Raw genomic sequence first — 19385 nt, 5'->3', positions numbered from 1 at the left:
AGAGTGATTTTTTTAGATACCTGAGTGCGGGTTATCGAAATATTGCGTTGAACGGATCAACGCATTTCTTCTTTCAAAGGTTCTTTATCTCTGCCAAATGAGAAAAAAGGAAAGCGTAAGCTTTTAGTTTCAGCGGGTATGGCTTGCGGTGCAACAGCCTCAACCTCAGTCGGAATAGCCGCTTTTGGAGGTTCAGGGGACGGCTCTGTCACCATGTCGGCCTTGGGCGGTTCAGGCGTGGGAACGGGAAGCGTAGGAGTTTGCTTAACCGACGTTATTTTTTCCAGCGCACTCATCAACTGACGGTCACGGTCATAAATGTCTCTAAGGAAATTAACAGAGCCGTCCTCATCCGCCCATGCTGTCCAGTAAGAAATATGGACAGGGATGGGATTGAGGAGTGTCACTGTTTTTTTATCAGTGCTTTTTAACGCATTCTGAATGACTTCTGGTGCCAAACGGGTGTTATTTTCGAGTACGACATTCAGCAAAGTGTGGGGTTGTGAAACACGAATACAACCTGAACTAAAAGACCTTTCGCTTCTCTTGAAAAGAGTGGGTTCCGAGGTGTCATGCAGATAAACATTGTGCTTATTGGGTAGCATAAATTTGATCTTTCCCAATGCGTTATTTGGTCCGGGTTTTTGCACAATCCGGAAAGGAAAGTTGTTGGGATTGATGCCCGACCAGTTAACCGAATAAGGATTTATTTCTACAGCATTGGCTCCTTGACCACTATAAAGCACCATATTGTGGCGTTTTAGATAAGAAGGGTCCCTTCTCAGGATAGGTAATTTGTCTTTTCCGGCGATGCTTTTGGGCACAGTCCAGGTGGGATTGATGACAAGATAAGTCATGTTTTCGGTAAAAATAGGGGTTTCCCGGGTGATTTTTCCTACAATCACCGGCATTTCCAAAACAGTCTTGTCATTTTCTTTCATGGTCAATTTATAGCCGGGGATATTGACCATAATATGCCGTGGGCCAAGGTCTGACGGAAGCCATCGCCAACGCTCAAGATTGGCGATAATCTGTCCAATGCGTTCGTCGACACTGATATTCAAAGCCTGTTGAGTTGCCGTGCCTATTACTCCGTCCGCATCAAGGCCGTGGCGTTTTTGGAAGCGCACTACGGCCAGTTTTAGTGTTTCATCGTAGATTTTACTTTTGGTGTCATTTTCCGGCGAGGCATCGCCGGTCGCGATCAGTCTTTGTCGCAGAGGAATAATGCGGTTGTCACTAGCACCCTTGGTGAGTTTGGGTCCCTCGGGAACCCGAGTCCATCCGCCTGTGCGTTGAATACTCCGGTACTCGGAAAGCGTTTTGAGTAATGACTGATAGCCTGCGTGCCGGGGAATCAGTTGTGCCAACGATGCTTCAACACTGTTGTTTTCCAATGAACTTTTTAGCAGTCCCAGTAAATCGGTTGAACGTTTTCCGGCTCGCCATTCGGGTCTTAACGTTTCAGGATTGACCTGGCCGAAAAGGATGTGAGAGCTATAAGTCAGAAAGGCATCGGTCAGCAGCAAATCAAGATCAACCCATGAGGATGAGCCGCCTGTGCCACTATTAAGTTCGGTTAATAATTCTGTAATCGCCGAAGTGTGATAAACCTCGGGGTTCATGCCGTGCTCTTCGGTATGCGCAAGCGCCTGTCTTAGCGCTTGAATCGAGGGAGTCAGTTTTTCGCTGTTACTCCAGGCGGGTTGATAAAGGCGTTCAGAATAAAACCTGATCATTTCCTCTTGGGCATGCAGGGTTTTTTGCTTGACGACCATAGGCGTTCCGGCCATGGCTGATTCAAAACGCTCCCTGATTTGATCTTCAAAGCTGCTCTCATTGGCATGAGCGGAAAATATGAATAAAAACACGCAGCTCAGTATTGCGAATCGGTTGGTTACGTAGTTATATTTTCTATGCATTTTGAGGCAACTTTTTCTTAAATTAGTAAGGCGATAAATCCCTCTAAAGATACTCTAAGCTGGCTTTTAAAGCCAGTTTAACCTGTTTTTTAAAGAGGGTTTTCAGGTTAAGACAGGGTGTTTTCCCCCTTGTATCATCAAGCTGATTTATGGAGTTTTTCCTGCTGGCGGCCGATAGCCCATGTGACATGCTCTCTAACCAACTCTGATTCGTGCGAGCTTTGTGTATTGAGTTTCTCAATTATCTCCTCAGACGGAGGCGCATTTCCCAATGCGACGGCAATGTTTCTTAACCAGCGCTTATGCCCGATCCGGCGAATCGCCGAGCCTTCCGTATGCGTTAGAAATGCGGCTTCATCCCAACCGAAAAGATCCATCAACTGCCTGCTGTTAAGCCGGTGGCGGGGACTGAAATCCTGTTCTGAAGTCAATCTCGCGAAACGGTTCCAGGGGCAAATCAATTGGCAATCGTCGCAGCCGTATATCCGGTTTCCGATCAGCGGTCTCAGCGCTTCAGGAATTGATCCTTGTAATTCAATCGTTAGATAGGACACGCATAATCTGGCATCAACCTGATAAGGCGCCACAATGGCCCGGGTTGGGCAAATGTCGATACAGGCAACGCAGTCGCCGCAGTGAGATGTTGCAGGCACATCAGCGGGCAAGGGCAAGTCAGTGTAAATTTCACCAAGAAAAAACCACGATCCGGCTTTCCGGTTGATGAGATTACTGTGTTTACCAATCCAGCCGAGGCCTGCTTTTTCGGCAATCGCCTTTTCCATGACCGGAGCGCTATCGGTAAACACGCGATAACCGAAAGGCCCAGTTATTTCGTGAATTCTATCGGCCAGTTTTTGCAGACGTGACCGTAATACTTTGTGGTAGTCGCGGCCTAATGCGTAGCGGGATATGTAAGCAGCGAGAGGCGTTTCCAGGTTTTGAGTCATGTCCGGACCGGCTTCGGTCTGGTAGTCCATTCGAACGGAAATGATACTTTGGGTGCCGGGTTCCAGCAGTAACGGTCGCGTCCGTTTAAGGCCATGCCGAGACATGTAGCTCATTTCGCCCTGATAGCCATTCTGTAGCCAGTTTTCAAGATGTTGTTCGGCTTCTCTGAGGTCGGTGCCGCTAATTCCGACTTGCTGAAAGCCTAGCTCAAGGCCCCATGACTTGATTTGATGGGTTAGTCCGGAAAAATCGGTGAATGTTTGTTTGTTCATGGCAAATAATAGAAAATAATCAATACTTAATCCGGCTTTAACAATTTATGTAAACATATCATGCAAGATCTACCTATAGAACTTTATCGTGTCAATCAAGTAAAAACGTTCGATAGTATTGCGATCGAAGAGTTCGGTATTGCCGGCTATGAGTTAATGACTCGGGCCGGCTTATTTATTTTAAATACCATAAAAGAAAACTATCCGGATTGCCGGAATTGGGCTGTTTTTTGTGGCGGCGGCAATAATGGCGGGGACGGTTATGTGGTTGCCAGGCTTGCATTGGAAGCGGGTATGAACGTAAGTGTGTACCCGGTTGTTGACGGTGCAACGCTTAAAGGCGATGCCGGCTTGGCTTTTGAGGCTTACACTTTTGCTGGCGGGACATGTAAACCATTCACGCCGGATTGTGCTGTTACAGAAGATTTAATTGTGGATGCCTTATTAGGTTCAGGGTTGGATCGGCCTGTTACAGGGAGTTATGAAAAAGCCATTGAGGCAATCAATAATTCTTCTTGTCCTGTAATAGCGGCGGATATACCTTCAGGCCTGAACGCCGATACAGGCAAAGTGATGGGGGCGGCTGTCAAAGCGGATTACACAGTTTCCCTGGTAGGACTGAAACAAGGTCTGTTTACCGGCGATGCGGCGGATTTCTGTGGAACCATCCTCTTTTCGGATCTCGATATTCCTCACCAGGTTTACGAAAGACAGGCTTGCTCAGCGCGCCGTTTGATGCGTGTTCCGTTTGTCAAGCGCAGTCGCTGTGCTCATAAGGGAAAAAACGGCCATGTATTGATTGTCGGTGGCGATTACGGTTTTTCGGGTGCGGCAAGATTGGCCGCCGAAGCCGCGCTGAGAACAGGGGCGGGTCTGGTGAGTGTCGCAACACGGCCGGAGCATGCCTGGACGTTGAATCTGGATAGGCCGGAGATCATGTGCCACGGTATCGCTGACGCCTATCAATTGAGCGAGCGAATCAAGCAGGCCAGTGTTATTGTGCTGGGACCCGGGCTGGGCTCTCAGCTTTGGGGGCGGTCTTTGTTTGATGCGGTTTTGCAGTCTGACAAGCCGATTGTGCTTGACGCGGATGGACTCAATTTTTTGTCAAGGGCGACTATCCACCGTGACAACTGGGTGTTGACCCCGCATCCCGGAGAGGCGTCAAGATTGTTGACTGCATCGATTGCAGCTATTGAAGCAGACCGATTTTATGCTGCCAGTGAAATGCAAAAGGCTTATGGCGGTCTAGTGGTATTAAAAGGCGCGGGATCTTTAGTGGCCAATACAAAAGATATCGCTATTTCGCCGACCGGTAATCCCGGTATGGCGACGGGGGGTATGGGAGATGTGCTTTCCGGAGTGATTGGCGGTTTGATTGCGCAAGGATTCAGTCTGCAGGAGTCTGCCGAGCAAGGTGTTTATATTCATGGTCTCGCGGCCGATTTGGCGGCCCAAGCGGGTGGTGAAAGAGGTTTGTTGGCGAGGGATTTGATGCCTTATTTGAGGCGGTTGGTGAACGAGTGATTGCTGAACTGGAAGATACCGAAGCAACCGAGGCGGCAGGTGCTGGTTTATGGTCACTGTTGCCGGAAAAGTGCATCATTTACCTGCAGGGTCAGCTGGGGGCGGGTAAGACGACTTTGATAAGAGGCTTGTTAAGAGCTGCCGGTTACCAGGGGGTGGTCAAAAGCCCGACATATACAGTAGTAGAGGAGTATGTAGTCGGCCATCGCACTCTGTTTCATTTTGATTTGTATAGAATCAAGGATCCTGAAGAATTGATCTGGATGGGCATAGAAGATTATCTGGCGCAGGAGGCGGTCTGTTTGTTTGAATGGCCCGAAATGGGGCAGGGCATTTTGCCTGAGGCTGACCTGATGATCCGTCTGGATTTAAGGGGGTATGGCCGTTCGATGCAAATGGAGTGGCGGAATGAGGGCGTAAAAAAATAATTCCAAACTGACATGAAAAAACAAAGACATATTGTTATACTTTAATCCAGTTTATTATTATTTCAGGTAGATATATGCGTAGCATCTGGAAACTCCTAATGATTCCGGTACTGCAATTGATTGCATTATGTGTTCATGCAGATCAGGCGGGTTTGAATGCATTACACCACTGGATAGCGTCCGATCACACGCGAATGGTTTTTGATCTCACGGCAAAGTCTGAGCAACAGGTTTTTTTACTGGATAACCCTCCGCGTATGGTGATCGATTTCAAAAATGTGAGCTTATCAGGGCCATTAGATCAACCTTCAAACAATCATCCCTTATTTTCAAGAGTAAGAAGCGCTCTGCGTAATGATGGTGATTTGCGAGTGGTTATTGATTTGAAAAAATCCGGAACCCCCAGAATTTCTCCAGTTTCGGTTGGAAAAGATAAAGGCCATCAATTAATCGTTGATTTTTTCCCCAAAGGTGTTGATCCGGATAAAGCATCCAAACCCCGTATGGCTAAAACCGGCACAGCCAGTGAACCGGTATCAGTTGCTGTGACCAAAGAAACAGAGAATCCGGTTAAGGTAGAAAGTAATGCCAAAAAGGACTCTGTTTCTGAAAGCCCTGTAAACGTTGCAAAGAAAGAACTTACGCCTGTTCCTGCTCCGGTTGAAAAAGTCTCTTTACCAGCAGAAACGGTATCCGTAAAAAAAGAAGTTGAGTCAAAGGAACCTCTACTGCAAACAAAATCGGTTGCTGAAAGGGCCGGGGATATCGTTATCGCGATTGATGCCGGACATGGTGGTGAAGATCCTGGTGCTCATGGCCCCAAAGGAACGCATGAAAAAGAAGTGACCTTGGCTATTGCCAAAAAACTGGCGGGTATGATCAACGCAAAATCAGGGATGAAAGCGGTATTGGTACGAAAAGGAGATTATTACATTAGTCTCAGAGAGCGTATGAATATCGCAAGAGACGCCAATGCTGATTTATTCGTTTCGATTCACGCTGATGCCTTCCAACAGGCTGATGTTCAAGGCGCCTCGGTTTTTACACTGTCTACTGCAGGGGCTAGTAATGAGGCGTCGCGCTGGCTGGCGGATCAGGAAAATGCAGCCGATTTGATCGGAGGCGTCAGTCTGGTTGATAAAGATGATGTATTGGCTAAGGTTTTACTTGATCTTTCGCAGACAGCTACCCAGGAAGCCAGTGTTAACGCAGCTTCGACTATTTTGAAAAGCTTGAAAAAAGCAGGTCAGGTTCATCAGAATGCAGTTCAAAAAGCCGAGTTTTTAGTCTTGAAATCACCGGATGTGCCCTCTATTCTGGTTGAGATGGCATTTATTTCCAACCCAGCGGAAGAGGAGCGGCTAAGAAATAGCGCGCACCAGGATACGTTAGCCAGAGCCGTGTTTAACGGCATCGATAGTTATTTCAAGCACTATTCACCGATGGAAACACGCGTTGCAAGTACAGGAAGCGATAATTTATAAGTCGAATCCAAGAATAAAAAAAGGGCAAGTTCATGACGAACTTGCCCATCGCTCAGTTTAAGCAAGGGGATTGAGTAATCTAAAAACCCGTTTTTTTTCTCTGCGCCCAGCTCATACCAAACAAACCCAGTGACATCAACATCAGGCTGCCTGCTTCCGGAACGTTTGCCGGTGGATCAACGATGATAGAATCATTGGCACACATTTGAGTCCAATGAATATTAAAACTGGATCCGTTCCAGCCGGCTTGTCTCAACAAATCAAGACTTAAACCGATTTCATAAAAATAGTGAGTGTCGGATGACCACTGCCCATAACCCGTTTGCGCGCTACTGATCACCATGTCCGCGATACCTAACAAAGTACCGGACATAATGGCGGTAGGATGTTCCGATTTTAAATACCCGGGTGTGTCATTCCACAAACCATAGGCCCATTGGTCAACCTTGTATAAGCCATTAGCAACTCCAAACGTATCCCAATCCGGTTTTACATTGATACCCGCTTCATAAGTTCCGTCCAAGCCGAAGTCGATGGCAAAGTCTCCGGCGCCGTAACTGTTTTTTGATGGATCATTAGGCGTATTGGGATTGTGGCCCGTTGCCATTGCAATAAATAAATGCGTGTCAGTCAAATAGGCATATAAGGCTTCTGCATCATAAGCCTGACCGCCATAGCCGGGATTGAGATAATCTGATAACTTTCCAGTTTGATCTTCAACAGTAAAATGAATGCCTGGGTTTGGTGTCCAGTCATTTGCGTTACCATTACGTTTGATACCCCAGTCACTTAAGTTGCCGTCGACAGTAATGCTGGCTTGAACCGCTAGCATCGAACTAGCAAACAGGGCGAGGATCATTGCAGTGTTTTTGATCATGAGTTTTTCCGGTAAAAAGTTTTGAATAATTACTCTTAATCAAAATTGATGCCAATTTTGAAAATACTGGTTTTGCCTGACTCATAGGCTAGAATTAGAAACCGGACTGACAGATATGTCATTTGCAAAGTCAATCATGTCATGCAGGTGTCAGCAATTCTCAATTTGAAGGGAAAAAAGGGCTGGGGGACGCTTTTTGAGGATATCGGCAGCAGGGATCCTGCTGCCAAGCTCCCATGGAAGGGTTTACGGCGTTCCTCAAAAGGCTTTTCTCAGCCAAAAATGACGCCGAAAAGATCAAACTGAGATTTGCTGTGCAGGTGTGTGACATGTCAGATTGTTTTTTAGATGGCTATTCAGGCGTTTGGCCTATTGATGTCTGTTCATGATTTTAGAGATAAAACCTTTAAGGACTTAACTTCACTGGCGTTATGTTAAAAAATTCAGTCACGCTTGAATCTTTATTAGAAACGCACGACACTCCTTTTGTGATAATCGACGCTTCGTTGAATGTGGTTGCCGTCAACAAGGCCTGGGAATTGCATTTTGGCTTGAGTCGCGAGAGACGGATGAGTCTTCCTTGTTGTCATGAATCGGGAAAGTGCAGGCATTCGCTGCTTTTTAAGAACATAGAGCCCTATGTGGGGCTCTATGCTGACAAACTGGATAACCAAGAGCAACGCTTGTTAAGGGTGCGAGGCTATCCGCTGCTTGACTCGGATGGTCAGTTGTATCTGGGAGAGTCGCTGATTATCTCGGGCACAACCAGTTCTGTGACCGAAAGTCCCAGAATGATTGGGACATCACCGGGATTTTTGAAGCTGAAAACCAAATTGCAGCAAGCCGCCCAGTCACATGCCGCGGTGATGCTTAACGGCGAGACCGGCACAGGAAAAGAGCTGGCTGCCGAGTACATTCACCGCCAGTCAAAAAATGCCAATGGAGAATTTGTTGTTGTTGATTGCACCATACTCAATGAAGACTTGTTTGAAAGTGAGCTTTTCGGTCATGAAAAAGGCTCATTTACCGGTGCGGCAGGCGTAAAAAAAGGCTTGTTCGAGTTGGCTAATCAGGGAACCTTATTTCTGGATGAAATCGGTGAATTACCACTGTCATTGCAGCCCAAGCTTTTAAGGGCTCTTGAGAGTGGTCAGTTTAGACGGGTCGGTGGCACGACAACCTTAAAGTCCACTGTCAGAGTCGTTAGTGCTACTCACCGTAACCTGGCCGCCATGGTTAAGGAAGGCCGGTTCAGGGAGGATTTATTTTACAGGCTTGCTGTTTTTCCGATTGAAATTCCCCCGCTAAGAGATAGAAGCGAGGATATGCCTTTATTGGTACAGCATTTGCTTGAACAGATCGGTCAAAAAGAAAACCTTACGTTCAGAATTTCTATTGATGCATTAATGAAACTGAATAATCACAAATGGCCGGGGAATATTCGTGAGCTTAAAAACTGCTTACAATTGGCCGCAAGTCTTTGCAAGAATGATCAAATTGAAGCCTTGGATGTTCTGATAATGCGGCGTCAATCTCAAGACTCAAACGTTATGAAATTGGATAGAAGAGGACAGTCCATGGGTCAACAGTCCTACATTAATCCAATGAAGGAAAGTACCCCTCATTTTGACGGAGACTTTTCAGTAAACGTAACGGCCAATGGTTTTTCCGGATCAGGGGCTGAGAGTAAAAACCTGACACCTATGGAAATTATGGAAGCCGAGTTTATCCGGCAGTTGATCGGTAAGTACCAAGGCAATCGTAAATTGATTGCAACTGAAATGAATGTTAGTGAAAGAACGTTGTACAGAAAACTTAATCGTTTGAATTTAAATTGAAATGGCCGGATATGATGGATGCAACTTTAATTAATTGGACACTTTCAAATATTGCCGCTCCGCTGGAGCATTTTTCGCATCCTTCAGATATGCGCAGTGCAGTTTCAAAAATTAAAGAACTGCCGCCATTGCCGGGCATCGCCGAAAAAGTCATAAAATTGGCTGCCGATCCTCTGGCTGATGCGGCCAAACTGGCAAGCATTATTGAACTGGACCCGATTTTAACAACACAGGTCATCCGTTGGGCCAGTTCTCCGCTCTATGGCTTCCGGGGCAAGATTACGACGGTCAAAGACGCTATCAGTCGTGTATTGGGTTTTGATTTCGTGATGAACCTGGCTTTGGGTTTAAGTGCATTGCAACCGCTTCGGGCGCCTAAACACGGCGTTATCGGCACAGAAATGCTTTGGGTGCAGTCCTTGGCGGGAACGCGCCTGATTAAGCAGCTAAACCGGCAATTGATGCTGGAGAAACAAACTCGGCCGGATGTCTTATTTTTATCCGCTCTGATGCATAACATCGGTTTTCCTTTGCTGGGACATGAGTTCCCTGAAGAGTTTCTGTATCTGAATAAAATCATTTCGGTCAATCCCACGCTGAATACCTTTAATATTGAGCAGTTTACTTTTGGTGTTGATCACACTCAGCTAGGGGCATGGTTGATGACCAGTTGGGCAATGCCCAAACCCATTCTTGATATTGTTTATCATCACCATAATCCCTATTACCGGGGAGAGCATTATTTGCTGAATCTTCTGGTTTATTTAACGGATTCCTTGTTAGGCAAGCTGGGGATTGGTGATGCTCAGAATCAACACTGTGAGGATGATGTTTTCGTTGAGTTGGGCTTGGATCTAAAAATCTGCGAATCCGCGTTGAATGACATTAACGACGTCTTGCCGGATATTAAAGCGACAGCGGCGAGTCTGGTGGGCAGTTGAGGTCATTTAAAAGTGTAATCTATTCAGTTTTTAGCTGTGATAATGCTTTAATCCAGTTTACCAGTTCTTCCTAACAGCAATTCCCAGTTTGAATTTTTATGTGGCTTTGTGGGGAGGTGTAAGCCTTGCGAGGAACGCCGTAGACCCATCTATGGGGGCTTGACTGCAGCACCCCTACTGCCGACATCCCCGCAAAGCTTACACCGCCCCGTCTTTATCATTAAACTGGGAATTGCTGTCTTCCTAAATCAGAACTACATTCAAAGGTCACTTCAGATAAAATAGCCCTTTTGTTTGGATTAGCTGTTCTATGCGTATACACGCGCTTCCTACCCAACTTGTCAATCAAATCGCTGCCGGGGAAGTGGTTGAAAGGCCCGCTTCTGTTGTTAAAGAATTGGTTGAAAATTGTTTCGACGCCGGTGCCGGGCAGATCTCTATCGATATTGAACAAGGCGGAGCCAGATTGATAAAAATCAGGGACGATGGTTGCGGCATCGATAAGGAAGATCTGCCGCTGGCATTATCCCGTCACGCGACCAGTAAAATAGCTTCACTGGATGATTTGGAACATGTTGCGACCATGGGGTTTCGGGGCGAGGCCTTGCCCAGTATCAGCTCTGTAGCCAGGCTCACACTTATTTCAAGACGGCCGGAGGCCGATTGCGCCTGGCGCGTTTCAGCGGATGGTACGGAAACGGATTTTGATCCACAGCCGGATCCCCATCCACCGGGTACAACCGTGGATGTGCGCGACCTGTTTTACAACACACCGGCGCGCCGAAAATTTCTGAAAGCCGAAAAAACCGAATTTGCACACATCGAAACGTTGATAAAACGGATGGCGCTAAGCCGGTTCGAAATGGGTTTTAAACTTACCCATAATCAAAAAGAAGTGTTCAATTTAAAACCCGCACTGACTGACGAACAGCAAGAGCACAGAATTGCCGACGTTTGCGGTGCGGCGTTTATCGAAAATTCAGTCAAAATCGATTTTGCTGCATCCGGACTGCAATTGTCGGGTTGGGTGGGTTTGCCTACGTTTTCACGCAGTCAGCAAGATATGCAGTTTTTTTATGTCAATGGGCGGCTGGTTAAAGACAAACTGGTCTCTCACGCCGTCAAGCAAGCCTATCAGGATGTGCTTTATCAAGGGCGTCATCCTGTCTTTGTGCTTTATCTTGCGTTGGATCCGGCTTTGGTTGATGTCAATGCGCATCCGGCCAAATTGGAAGTCAGGTTTCGTGAAGGGCGTTTGGTCCATGATTTTCTGTTTCAAGCCTTGCACCGGTCATTAGCTGATATTCGGCCGGAACATCGGGTGACTCAGATCGATACCGTTGACGATGTTTATCCCGTTGAAAAAAATACTGCTCCCCGGGAATTTCAACCGCCTCGTAGAGACTCGGGTTATTCATCTCGGCCTCAGCAGGCGCCGCTTCCTGTTTATGTGGAAGAACAGATACAAGCCTACACGGCGCTTTATCAGAAATCGATTGATCAGGCACCCGTAGAGATCAGGCATCAACAAGCCGACCAGACGAAGCCGCCCTTAGGCTATGCCATTGCGCATTTGCATAATATATTCATCCTCGCGGAAACGCCTTCCGGCATCATTCTGGTTGATACCCACGCGGCACACGAGCGGGTAACTTATGAGCGGCTTAAAAAGCAATTTGCACAAGGAAATATTGTCAGTCAGCCTTTATTATTGCCAATTACTATTCAAGTGACCGGCCACGAAGCCGAATTGGCTGAAGATCAGCATGACTTTTTTTATCAGCTGGGTTTCGATATTAACCGCTCGGGCCCGGAAAGTGTCACTTTGCGATCAGTGCCGGCACTGTTGGTTGGCGCGGATATGGAGGCATTGATTCGCGACGTCTTAGCCGATTTTATCGAGCACGAGACGAGTTTGAAGGTTGAGGAAAAAATCAATGAAATCCTTGCCGCAGCGGCTTGTCACAGTGCTGTCAGGGCCGGACGTAAACTGACCATCGACGAAATGAATACACTCTTGAGAGATATGGAGCAAACAGAAAGAATCGGGCAATGCAATCATGGTCGTCCGACCTGGGTTGAATTGACGAAGTCCGATCTGGACAAGTTTTTTTTAAGAGGTCAGTAGGCTTGTTTAAACAGGAAGAAATGGCCGTGATTGGCATCATGGGGCCGACCGCATCAGGGAAGTCGGCTTTGGCAATGGAACTGGCGAGGCGTTTAAACGGCGAAATAATCAGTGTCGACTCGGCCCTTGTTTACAAAGGGATGGATATAGGTACGGCTAAACCGAGTCTGGCTGAGCGGGCTGAAATTCCGCATCATCTGATTGATATTATCGATCCAGCCGAATCGTTTTCAACAGGCGCTTTCCGGAATCAGGCGCTGAGCTTGATTGATCAAATTCAGGCTCGAGGCAAACTGCCGATTCTGGTAGGCGGCACCATGCTGTATTTCAATGCGTTGACCCAGGGATTGGCACAATTGCCTGTGGCTGATGAAGCGGTAAGAAACCGGTTGGATAAAGACTGCCTGGAATTGGGCAAAGAGGCCATGCACAGGCGCCTTGCCCTCATTGATCCTGTTGCAGCTCTGCGTATTCATCCTAACGATCCGCAACGCGTCCAGCGAGCATTGGAAGTGTATGAGCTAACCGGTAGGCCGATCAGCGATTTAATCAAGGCCGGTCAAGCCAATAGCTTGCCTTTTAAAATGGCCAAAATCATTGTTGCTCCAGATGACCGTAAGCAGCTCCATCAGATGATTGCGCAACGATTTATGCAGATGCTGGATCAGGGATTTATCGATGAAGTGAAGGGGCTTTTTCAGCGAGGCGACCTGAGCGAAAAACTGCCTTCCATCAGGGCTGTGGGCTATCGTCAGATTTGGTCTTATCTTAAAGGCGAAGATGACTACGCAACAATGGTAGAAAAAGGTATTGCCGCCACCCGTCAGTTAGCCAAGCGTCAGTTTACCTGGCTGCGCAGGGAATCGGATGCGCATTGGTTTGAATCAGCAGAGGAAAACCTGGTAGAGCAGGTCTTGCAGCATTTAAGGCCGTTTTTGTCATGACTTTAGAAAAATAATAGTTACTCTTCATCGAGTCTGTCGCCATTTTTGTTAGGCGAACTCAGGTTTAAAACTATAAAATACCCCGTTTAAAGTTCAACTTACTCGAGATAGATATGAATCAAGAAACCATAAACCTCATACAAAATTACTACAACGCTTTCAATTCGGGTGATATGGATACTTTTTTAAGCCTGTTGACAGATGATGTGGTGCATGACATCAATCAAGGCGACCGCCAAGTCGGCAAGGCGGCGTTTAAACAGTTCATGGCCTGTATGAATAATAACTATAAAGAACAGCTGGTTGACATGGTAATCATGGCATCTGCAGATGGAAAGCGGGCCGCGGCTGAGTTTGTGGTTTTGGGTGAATATTTAAAAACGGATGAAGGTTTGCCGGAAGCGGAAGGTCAGAAATACCGTTTGCCTGCGGGTGCTTTTTTTGAAATCCGTGACAATAAAGTAGCCCGTATTACCAACTATTACAATCTGAAAGATTGGATCGCACAAGTTAGCGGTTAATCAAGCAAGCGGATGAAGTGGAAATGAGAAGGATAGCTTTCTCATTTCCTCATGCCGGTTGAGGCACAAATCATTACCTGATTAGCAAGCTGTTTTAGCTAAATACATAAACCCGTCATGTCCGTCTGTAAACGGGTATCCAGCTCCAAGGAGGGTAAGCTTCGGGCTGTCCATGGGGTCTGGATTTCGGCAATCCCTGCCGACATGATGCGGTCGACTAGGGAAAAAAAGTTAGAGCTGAAATATCGTTATAATCATTAGCTAGCTATCTCACCTTTCATTTTTTCAATCAGGCTTAATGGACACTCACTCAGTTAGATTGGCAAAAGATTTAGGCGTCCTTTTCAAAAGTAAAGGCGAGGTCATTGTTACTGCCGAGTCTTGTACCGGCGGAGGTATTGCCCAAACGTTGACCGAGATCCCCGGGAGTTCTGCTTGGTTTGATCGAGGTTTTGTAACCTATAGCAATGCTTCGAAAATTCAAATGTTAGGCGTTAAGCCGCAATCATTGGCAACATTTGGTGCGGTCAGTTCTGAAACAGCGACAGAGATGGCCTTGGGTGCGTTGAAAAACAGCTCGGCGACACAAGCGGTTGCTGTAACAGGTATTGCAGGGCCAGACGGCGGGACCGAGGAAAAACCGGTTGGAACTGTTTATATTGCTTGGGCCTCTATTCGCAATGAGATTTTCTGTCAAAAATTCTTGTTTTCCGGCGGTCGAAGTGAAGTGAGGCAACAAACTGTTATAGAGGCGCTGAAAATTTTGATATCAAATACGCGTTTATGACCGTTCCGGCTTTTTGGCATAAGATCGCTAGATGACTTGTGTTTCGAGGTTTTCGGGTTAAAAAAGTATAATGTCAATGTCCATTTGCCTGGTCGCCTGCAGCATAAAACTTTTTATTCAGCTTAGCTTTATTTTTATTTTCTAGGCTATCACTTTGATTTTGGCAAGATCAGTTGCCAATTTCGATGTTGACCAACTATTTCTAACTATTCGGGTATGTTCATATGAAAAATAAATGGGTCATGTTTGCTATCAGTTCAACTTTGCTGGCAGGTTGTGTGACAGATCCTTACACAGGAGAGTCACGAATCAGTACAACGGCTAAAGGGGCCGGTATTGGAGCCGCAGTGGGCGCTGGAGCGGGAACATTGTTTGGAGGAAATGATCTTCAAAACGCAGGATGGGGAGCCTTGGCAGGTGGCTTGCTGGGTGCAGGGATTGGCGCTTATATGGATCATCAGGAGCAGGAAATGCGTGAATCATTACAGGGTACAGGGATTGAAGTGCAGAGAACGGCAGAAAACACGCTCAATCTGACCATGCCTGACAATATTACTTTTGGTTTTGATTCTGCTCAACTGACGCCCCAGGCTTTTACGGCGCTGGATTCTGTTGCTAATGTGTTGAATCACTACCCTGAATCCAGGATCAGCGTTACCGGCCATACTGACGACAAAGGCAGTGAAAGTTACAATTTAAAGCTATCGGATCAGAGAGCTTCTAGTGTTTCCAATTACTTGACTCAACGCGGTGTTGCTTATAATCGGATTACCCAGCAAGGTATGGGTAAATCCATGCCCAAAGTTCCGAATAACAGTGAGGCAAATCGGTCTATCAACAGACGTGTCGAACTGGCCATCGTGGCAAATCAAACGCCTGCGCCTCAGCAGCAACCTCAAGGTGCTTACCCACAACAACAGCAGCAACAAGGTTATCCGCAACAGCAAAGCTACCCCCCACAAGGCGGCTACCCTCAGCAGCAATACCCACAACAACAATTTCCGCAACAGCAGTATCCACAGCAACCGGTCTATCCAAGGTAAGTCTATATTCGATGAGGTTGTATTAGTGGTGCAGGGCTCTTGGTTTCAGCAATCTTTAGGTGCTGGTAATTCAGCACCTAATTTGCGGTTCATTGGTTTCGGTTTTGCCAAAAATTTTAGTTTATTGGCATTGACCCTGCGGTATAGTCTTTCTTATGTTTATTGACCCGTGATGCAACGCCATGCGCTGTTTGTTAATTAAATTGATCCAGATCATTTTACCGGCACTGATGTTATTTGGATGCGCCAGTCAGCCAAATAAACCGGAGGTACCGGTGCCGCGTTTGACCTATTCCGAACCTGTATTAAAGAAACTGTTCTATGAGCAGTTTCAGGAATGGGCATCCGTTCGTTACAGAAATGGCGGCTTATCGAAAACAGGTGTTGATTGTTCAGGCTTTGTTTATTTGACCTATCAGCAAAAGCTAGGCATTCGTTTACCCCGCTCTTCCGGTCATCAGTCTCAAACCGGTTTTCCGGTTCGCCAGAATGAATTGAAAGCCGGTGATCTGGTGTTTTTCAAGACCGAGCCCACGCAAAACCATGTCGGCATTTATCTAGAGCGCAGACGATTCATGCATGTATCCTCTACCAAAGGCGTCGCTATTTCCAGTCTGGATGACCGATATTGGGCGAGTAAATACTGGAAGTCAGTCCGAGTGCTTGGATAAAGATAAGTTGTAGAATTGCGATTGAGTTCCATCATTCTGCCTGAAACTTCCATCAGAAAAACTGGATTAATTCAGATTAGCATAAAGAGTAGAGATCTCATTTTATATTTTTTTCATCTTTTTCCTCGGCTTGTCTAATAGCCCCAACAACGCTGTTAAGTGTTAATTTCCTGGGATGTCTACAGGGATCGGCTTACAGGTGATTGAATATCGAGCCAGTCTGAAACTAAACTCAAGGCTGACAGATACCGTGAACCGTGCAATATGAATAAGAATAATGCGGTGAAGAACAAATATTCTTTATGTAAGTCCGATTTTACCGAAACTCTTTACGCTGCGCTTTTATGTATCTGGATCGCAGCTTTTGGCTATCTTTTTTCCCGGGTTTTAAACGATTTACCGCAAGAAGGTTTTACCGAAATTCTGATGGTTTTGAGTGTAATTATGACCAGCAGTTGCTTACTTGCTTTTTTGCCGAGGCTGTTGAAACCACATCGTTCTCTCGATAAGGTTTTGGTAATGGAGAAAAGCGGAAAATCGGAGCAAAGGCAGCAAAATCTTGAGCTACACTCGTTTTTGAATGGAGAAGCCGAGTCATGTCAGTTCGATATACGCTTGATTACCAAATGCGGGAAAACCGTTGATGTACTTTTCAACATCAAATGATTACGAGACGCTGAAGCTAGACCGCTGCAACTGATCGCATCGTTGCAAGACATTTCCTGCCACAGCTTCAATGAAAAAAACAACGCAAATCAATCATTTTTATGCGGCCTTAAGTTTGTGTAATCAGGCTATAGTGCGCTGCGTTTTGGTGCCATTGCAATAATAAACAGGCTTTATGAAGCAGGCATCCGGATGTCAATTTATGATTTCGGTACCGGCATTCATTCTTAAATTATCTGAAGCGGTTCACTATTTACACGATTAAGATCGATCAGTCTTTTGCGCGCGAAGTCATTCATGAAGCCGAGGGCGTCGAGACTTCAGAGCAACTTGAATATTTGACAGAGAAGGGGTGTGATGAAGTACAAAGGTATTTTTTCAGCAGGCCCTTACCGCCGGGCGAGTTTGAGTTGTTCGTAAAAAATAAAAATAAATATTGAAACTTATTAGGCACTATTGCAGCCTTTTCCAGCTTGATATTTTTAGCGTCATTTTGGGTTGGGGAAAGCCTTTCGAGGAACACCGTAAACCCTTTCGTGGGGTCTTGACAGCAGCATCTGACCGCCAAGGAGGGTGGAATTCAGACTTTATCCGGAATAAAAATCTGCCCTGCTGCCGACATGCTCAAAAAGCTTTTTCCCCTTCATAATGAGAATTGCTGGCGCTATTGCGAATTTTCGCCATTAATAACGTTTAGGATTTCCTGCTTTATGTCCAATAAGTGTTGTATTAGCGTATTAAGTTGCTGAAAGTCAGTTTCTATCGATGCGTAATTTTGAGACAACAATCCGTCCTCAATTTGACGTGCAATAGCTTGAAAGTTCGTCAGTCCGCAGAAACTGACCGATCCATGAAGCTTGTGAATAAGATTGCGCGTCTCATGAAAGTCTTTCTTGTTAAACAGGGTTGATGCTTGAGCGGATAATTGAGGCAGTTCTTCGCAAAGTTTTGTTAATAATGTCGCGGCCAGGTTAGTGTCGTTATGAGTCTTGGCAAGCAGTTGTTCGGCATAGCCCCTTTTTTTATCTGTTTCCAGGGACATCGGCAGCCATAAGCTCAGCGTTTCGTCCAAGTGTTCGCGTAAAACAGGCTTGATCAGGCATTCATCAAACCCTTCAGCGATAATGCCGCTTAATTGTTCTTTTTGTGCATGTGCGGTTATTGCAACGACAGGCGTATCCACGTTAAGTGATTCCTTTGCTCTGATGATTTTGATCAATTCGTGGCCTGTATATCCGGGCATTTTCAAATCCAGGAGCACCAGATCGAAACGTTTTTTTAATAAAGCGTCATGGGCTTCGGTGCCATCCTTGGTTTCCGTGACCCATAAATCATAAGGTTCCAATTGTTTCTGAAGTAATAAACGGTTGATCGCGTTGTCATCGGCAATCAATACTTCAAGTTTACGGTGGCCGGTTTCAACGAGTCCAATCCCGGAAGACTGCTGGCTAACATTTGTTTTTGCCATTAACTCGTTAGCGGATCTGCCTAAACGGGTCGCTTGAGTTTCTTTGCTGATATCTTGGGATTGTTTGGCCTTCGTGTCTCTGTTTTCTGCATGCCCATCCATGATGCGTTTGAGCTTGCCTGAATAAAACCGACTAAGTAATAAAGCGATTAGCAAAGCACTTAAAAAAATCAGCAGCAAGTTGGATAAGGCCTCAGATAAGGTTCCAATCTTATCAGTGCTTACAAACATCAAAATAACGCCTAGAAAGGTCCATAGCAACGGAATCAGGCTGAGCGTCAATAATATAGCGATTGGTTTTTGAGGTTTCATCAGGCTCAGTGCAAAAGTGTTTCGGTTCTGTAGCGGGAGTTAAATTGAGTCTGGATGTGATCCACTCGATGACAGTCTAACAGTGATTAGCAACGCAATAGCAAAAAAGGTATCTGGCTTCCCCGTCCGTTTTATTGTAAATAATCCACAAAACCCTTACCTTGGTTAGTCCTAAATAAAGCCAGTTTGCGTCTTTGTAACAGGTGCTGTTCGGCGACAGTTTGTTTGGCCGCCGTTATGCCAGCAATTCTCAGTTTGATCTTTTCGGCGTCATTTTGGGCTGGGAAAAGCCTTTTGAGGAACGCCGTAAACCCTTCCATGGGGGCTTGACAGCAGCATCCCTGCTGCCGACATCCTCAAAACGCTTCCCCCAGCCCTTTTTTCTCTTCAAATTGAGAGTTGCTGCCGTTATGCAAAGCTTTTCATAACGCCCCGTTTCAGCCAATTGTTCCATCTGATTTAATGACAACAATTCATCATTAAACGGACAGTTAATTCTAAAGAACAACCTTAATCAAGACGGAAAGTCGTCGTTAAAAGTTTTGGTCTGGAGCTGGCATAGTATACTGCCGTCAGATACCTCTTGAACTGAACTCACAATAATCGCA

Annotated in this window: 17 protein-coding genes; 13 read left to right on the top strand and 4 right to left on the bottom strand. The window is 46.0% G+C overall.

Annotated features, from left to right (window positions below; all coding sequences use genetic code 11):
* Positions 1-56 precede the first annotated feature (56 nt).
* Positions 57-1871: a murein L,D-transpeptidase gene (locus tag Q7V32_RS01655; protein WP_304895250.1), complete on the bottom strand. Its 1815-nt coding sequence runs from the start codon at positions 1869-1871 to the stop codon at positions 57-59.
* 188 nt (positions 1872-2059) lie between these two features.
* The gene (queG, locus tag Q7V32_RS01650; RefSeq protein ID WP_304895249.1) at positions 2060-3142 is read right to left on the bottom strand and encodes a tRNA epoxyqueuosine(34) reductase QueG; all 1083 of its coding nucleotides are present in this window, start codon (positions 3140-3142) and stop codon (positions 2060-2062) included.
* Positions 3143-3202: 60 nt separating this feature from the next.
* Between queG and Q7V32_RS01645 the strand changes: the two genes are divergently transcribed.
* From Q7V32_RS01645 to Q7V32_RS01635, 3 genes are all read left to right on the top strand, one after another.
* A complete protein-coding gene (locus Q7V32_RS01645; protein WP_304895248.1) occupies positions 3203-4669 on the top strand; it encodes an NAD(P)H-hydrate dehydratase in 1467 nt (488 codons plus the stop codon).
* On the top strand, positions 4666-5097 hold the full coding sequence (tsaE, locus tag Q7V32_RS01640; protein ID WP_304895247.1) for a tRNA (adenosine(37)-N6)-threonylcarbamoyltransferase complex ATPase subunit type 1 TsaE: 432 nt from the start codon (positions 4666-4668) through the stop codon (positions 5095-5097). Before Q7V32_RS01645 ends, tsaE begins: the two co-directional genes overlap by 4 nt.
* A 98-nt stretch (positions 5098-5195) precedes the next feature.
* On the top strand, positions 5196-6581 hold the full coding sequence (locus tag Q7V32_RS01635) for an N-acetylmuramoyl-L-alanine amidase (RefSeq protein ID WP_304895246.1): 1386 nt from the start codon (positions 5196-5198) through the stop codon (positions 6579-6581).
* Positions 6582-6660: 79 nt separating this feature from the next.
* On the opposite strand, the gene Q7V32_RS01630 is transcribed toward Q7V32_RS01635, so the two are convergent.
* Positions 6661-7458: a PEP-CTERM sorting domain-containing protein gene (locus Q7V32_RS01630; RefSeq protein ID WP_304895245.1), complete on the bottom strand. Its 798-nt coding sequence runs from the start codon at positions 7456-7458 to the stop codon at positions 6661-6663.
* Between the two features lie 431 nt (positions 7459-7889).
* On the opposite strand from Q7V32_RS01630, the gene Q7V32_RS01625 reads away from it, so the two are divergent.
* The 9 genes from Q7V32_RS01625 to Q7V32_RS01585 all read left to right on the top strand — a co-directional run bounded on the left by Q7V32_RS01625 (position 7890) and on the right by Q7V32_RS01585 (position 16997).
* A complete protein-coding gene (locus Q7V32_RS01625; RefSeq protein ID WP_304895244.1) occupies positions 7890-9296 on the top strand; it encodes a sigma-54-dependent Fis family transcriptional regulator in 1407 nt (468 codons plus the stop codon).
* A 14-nt stretch (positions 9297-9310) separates the two neighbouring features.
* Positions 9311-10237 (top strand): HDOD domain-containing protein, encoded by a 927-nt coding sequence (locus tag Q7V32_RS01620; protein ID WP_304895243.1) that lies wholly within the window; start codon positions 9311-9313, stop codon positions 10235-10237.
* Positions 10238-10547: 310 nt separating this feature from the next.
* Positions 10548-12365, top strand: coding sequence for a DNA mismatch repair endonuclease MutL (mutL, locus tag Q7V32_RS01615; protein WP_304895242.1), 1818 nt, complete (start codon positions 10548-10550; stop codon positions 12363-12365).
* Between the two features lie 20 nt (positions 12366-12385).
* Positions 12386-13309, top strand: coding sequence for a tRNA (adenosine(37)-N6)-dimethylallyltransferase MiaA (miaA, locus tag Q7V32_RS01610; RefSeq protein WP_304895270.1), 924 nt, complete (start codon positions 12386-12388; stop codon positions 13307-13309).
* A 113-nt stretch (positions 13310-13422) separates the two neighbouring features.
* On the top strand, positions 13423-13830 hold the full coding sequence (locus Q7V32_RS01605) for a ketosteroid isomerase-related protein (protein ID WP_304895241.1): 408 nt from the start codon (positions 13423-13425) through the stop codon (positions 13828-13830).
* A 298-nt stretch (positions 13831-14128) separates the two neighbouring features.
* Positions 14129-14617 (top strand): CinA family protein, encoded by a 489-nt coding sequence (locus Q7V32_RS01600; RefSeq protein WP_304895240.1) that lies wholly within the window; start codon positions 14129-14131, stop codon positions 14615-14617.
* A gap of 224 nt (positions 14618-14841) precedes the next feature.
* Positions 14842-15660 carry an OmpA family protein gene (locus Q7V32_RS01595; RefSeq protein ID WP_304895239.1) on the top strand — a complete coding sequence of 273 codons (819 nt, stop codon included), beginning with the start codon at positions 14842-14844 and terminating at the stop codon, positions 15658-15660.
* Positions 15661-15842: 182 nt separating this feature from the next.
* Entirely contained in the window at positions 15843-16331 is a 489-nt protein-coding gene (locus tag Q7V32_RS01590) for an NlpC/P60 family protein (RefSeq protein WP_304895238.1), read from the top strand.
* Between the two features lie 264 nt (positions 16332-16595).
* On the top strand, positions 16596-16997 hold the full coding sequence (locus Q7V32_RS01585; RefSeq protein WP_304895237.1) for a hypothetical protein: 402 nt from the start codon (positions 16596-16598) through the stop codon (positions 16995-16997).
* Between the two features lie 664 nt (positions 16998-17661).
* Here the strand turns inward: Q7V32_RS01585 and Q7V32_RS01580 are convergent.
* Entirely contained in the window at positions 17662-18777 is a 1116-nt protein-coding gene (locus tag Q7V32_RS01580; RefSeq protein WP_304895236.1) for a response regulator, read from the bottom strand.
* A gap of 221 nt (positions 18778-18998) precedes the next feature.
* On the opposite strand from Q7V32_RS01580, the gene Q7V32_RS01575 reads away from it, so the two are divergent.
* Positions 18999-19205 carry a hypothetical protein gene (locus Q7V32_RS01575; protein WP_304895235.1) on the top strand — a complete coding sequence of 69 codons (207 nt, stop codon included), beginning with the start codon at positions 18999-19001 and terminating at the stop codon, positions 19203-19205.
* Positions 19206-19385 lie beyond the last annotated feature (180 nt).

Source organism: Methylicorpusculum sp. (genome assembly GCF_030651835.1).
Taxonomy (GTDB): Bacteria; Pseudomonadota; Gammaproteobacteria; order Methylococcales; family Methylomonadaceae; genus Methylicorpusculum.
Note: the sequence above shows the minus strand (reverse complement) of the source record. Positions and strands in the feature narration are given on the sequence as shown.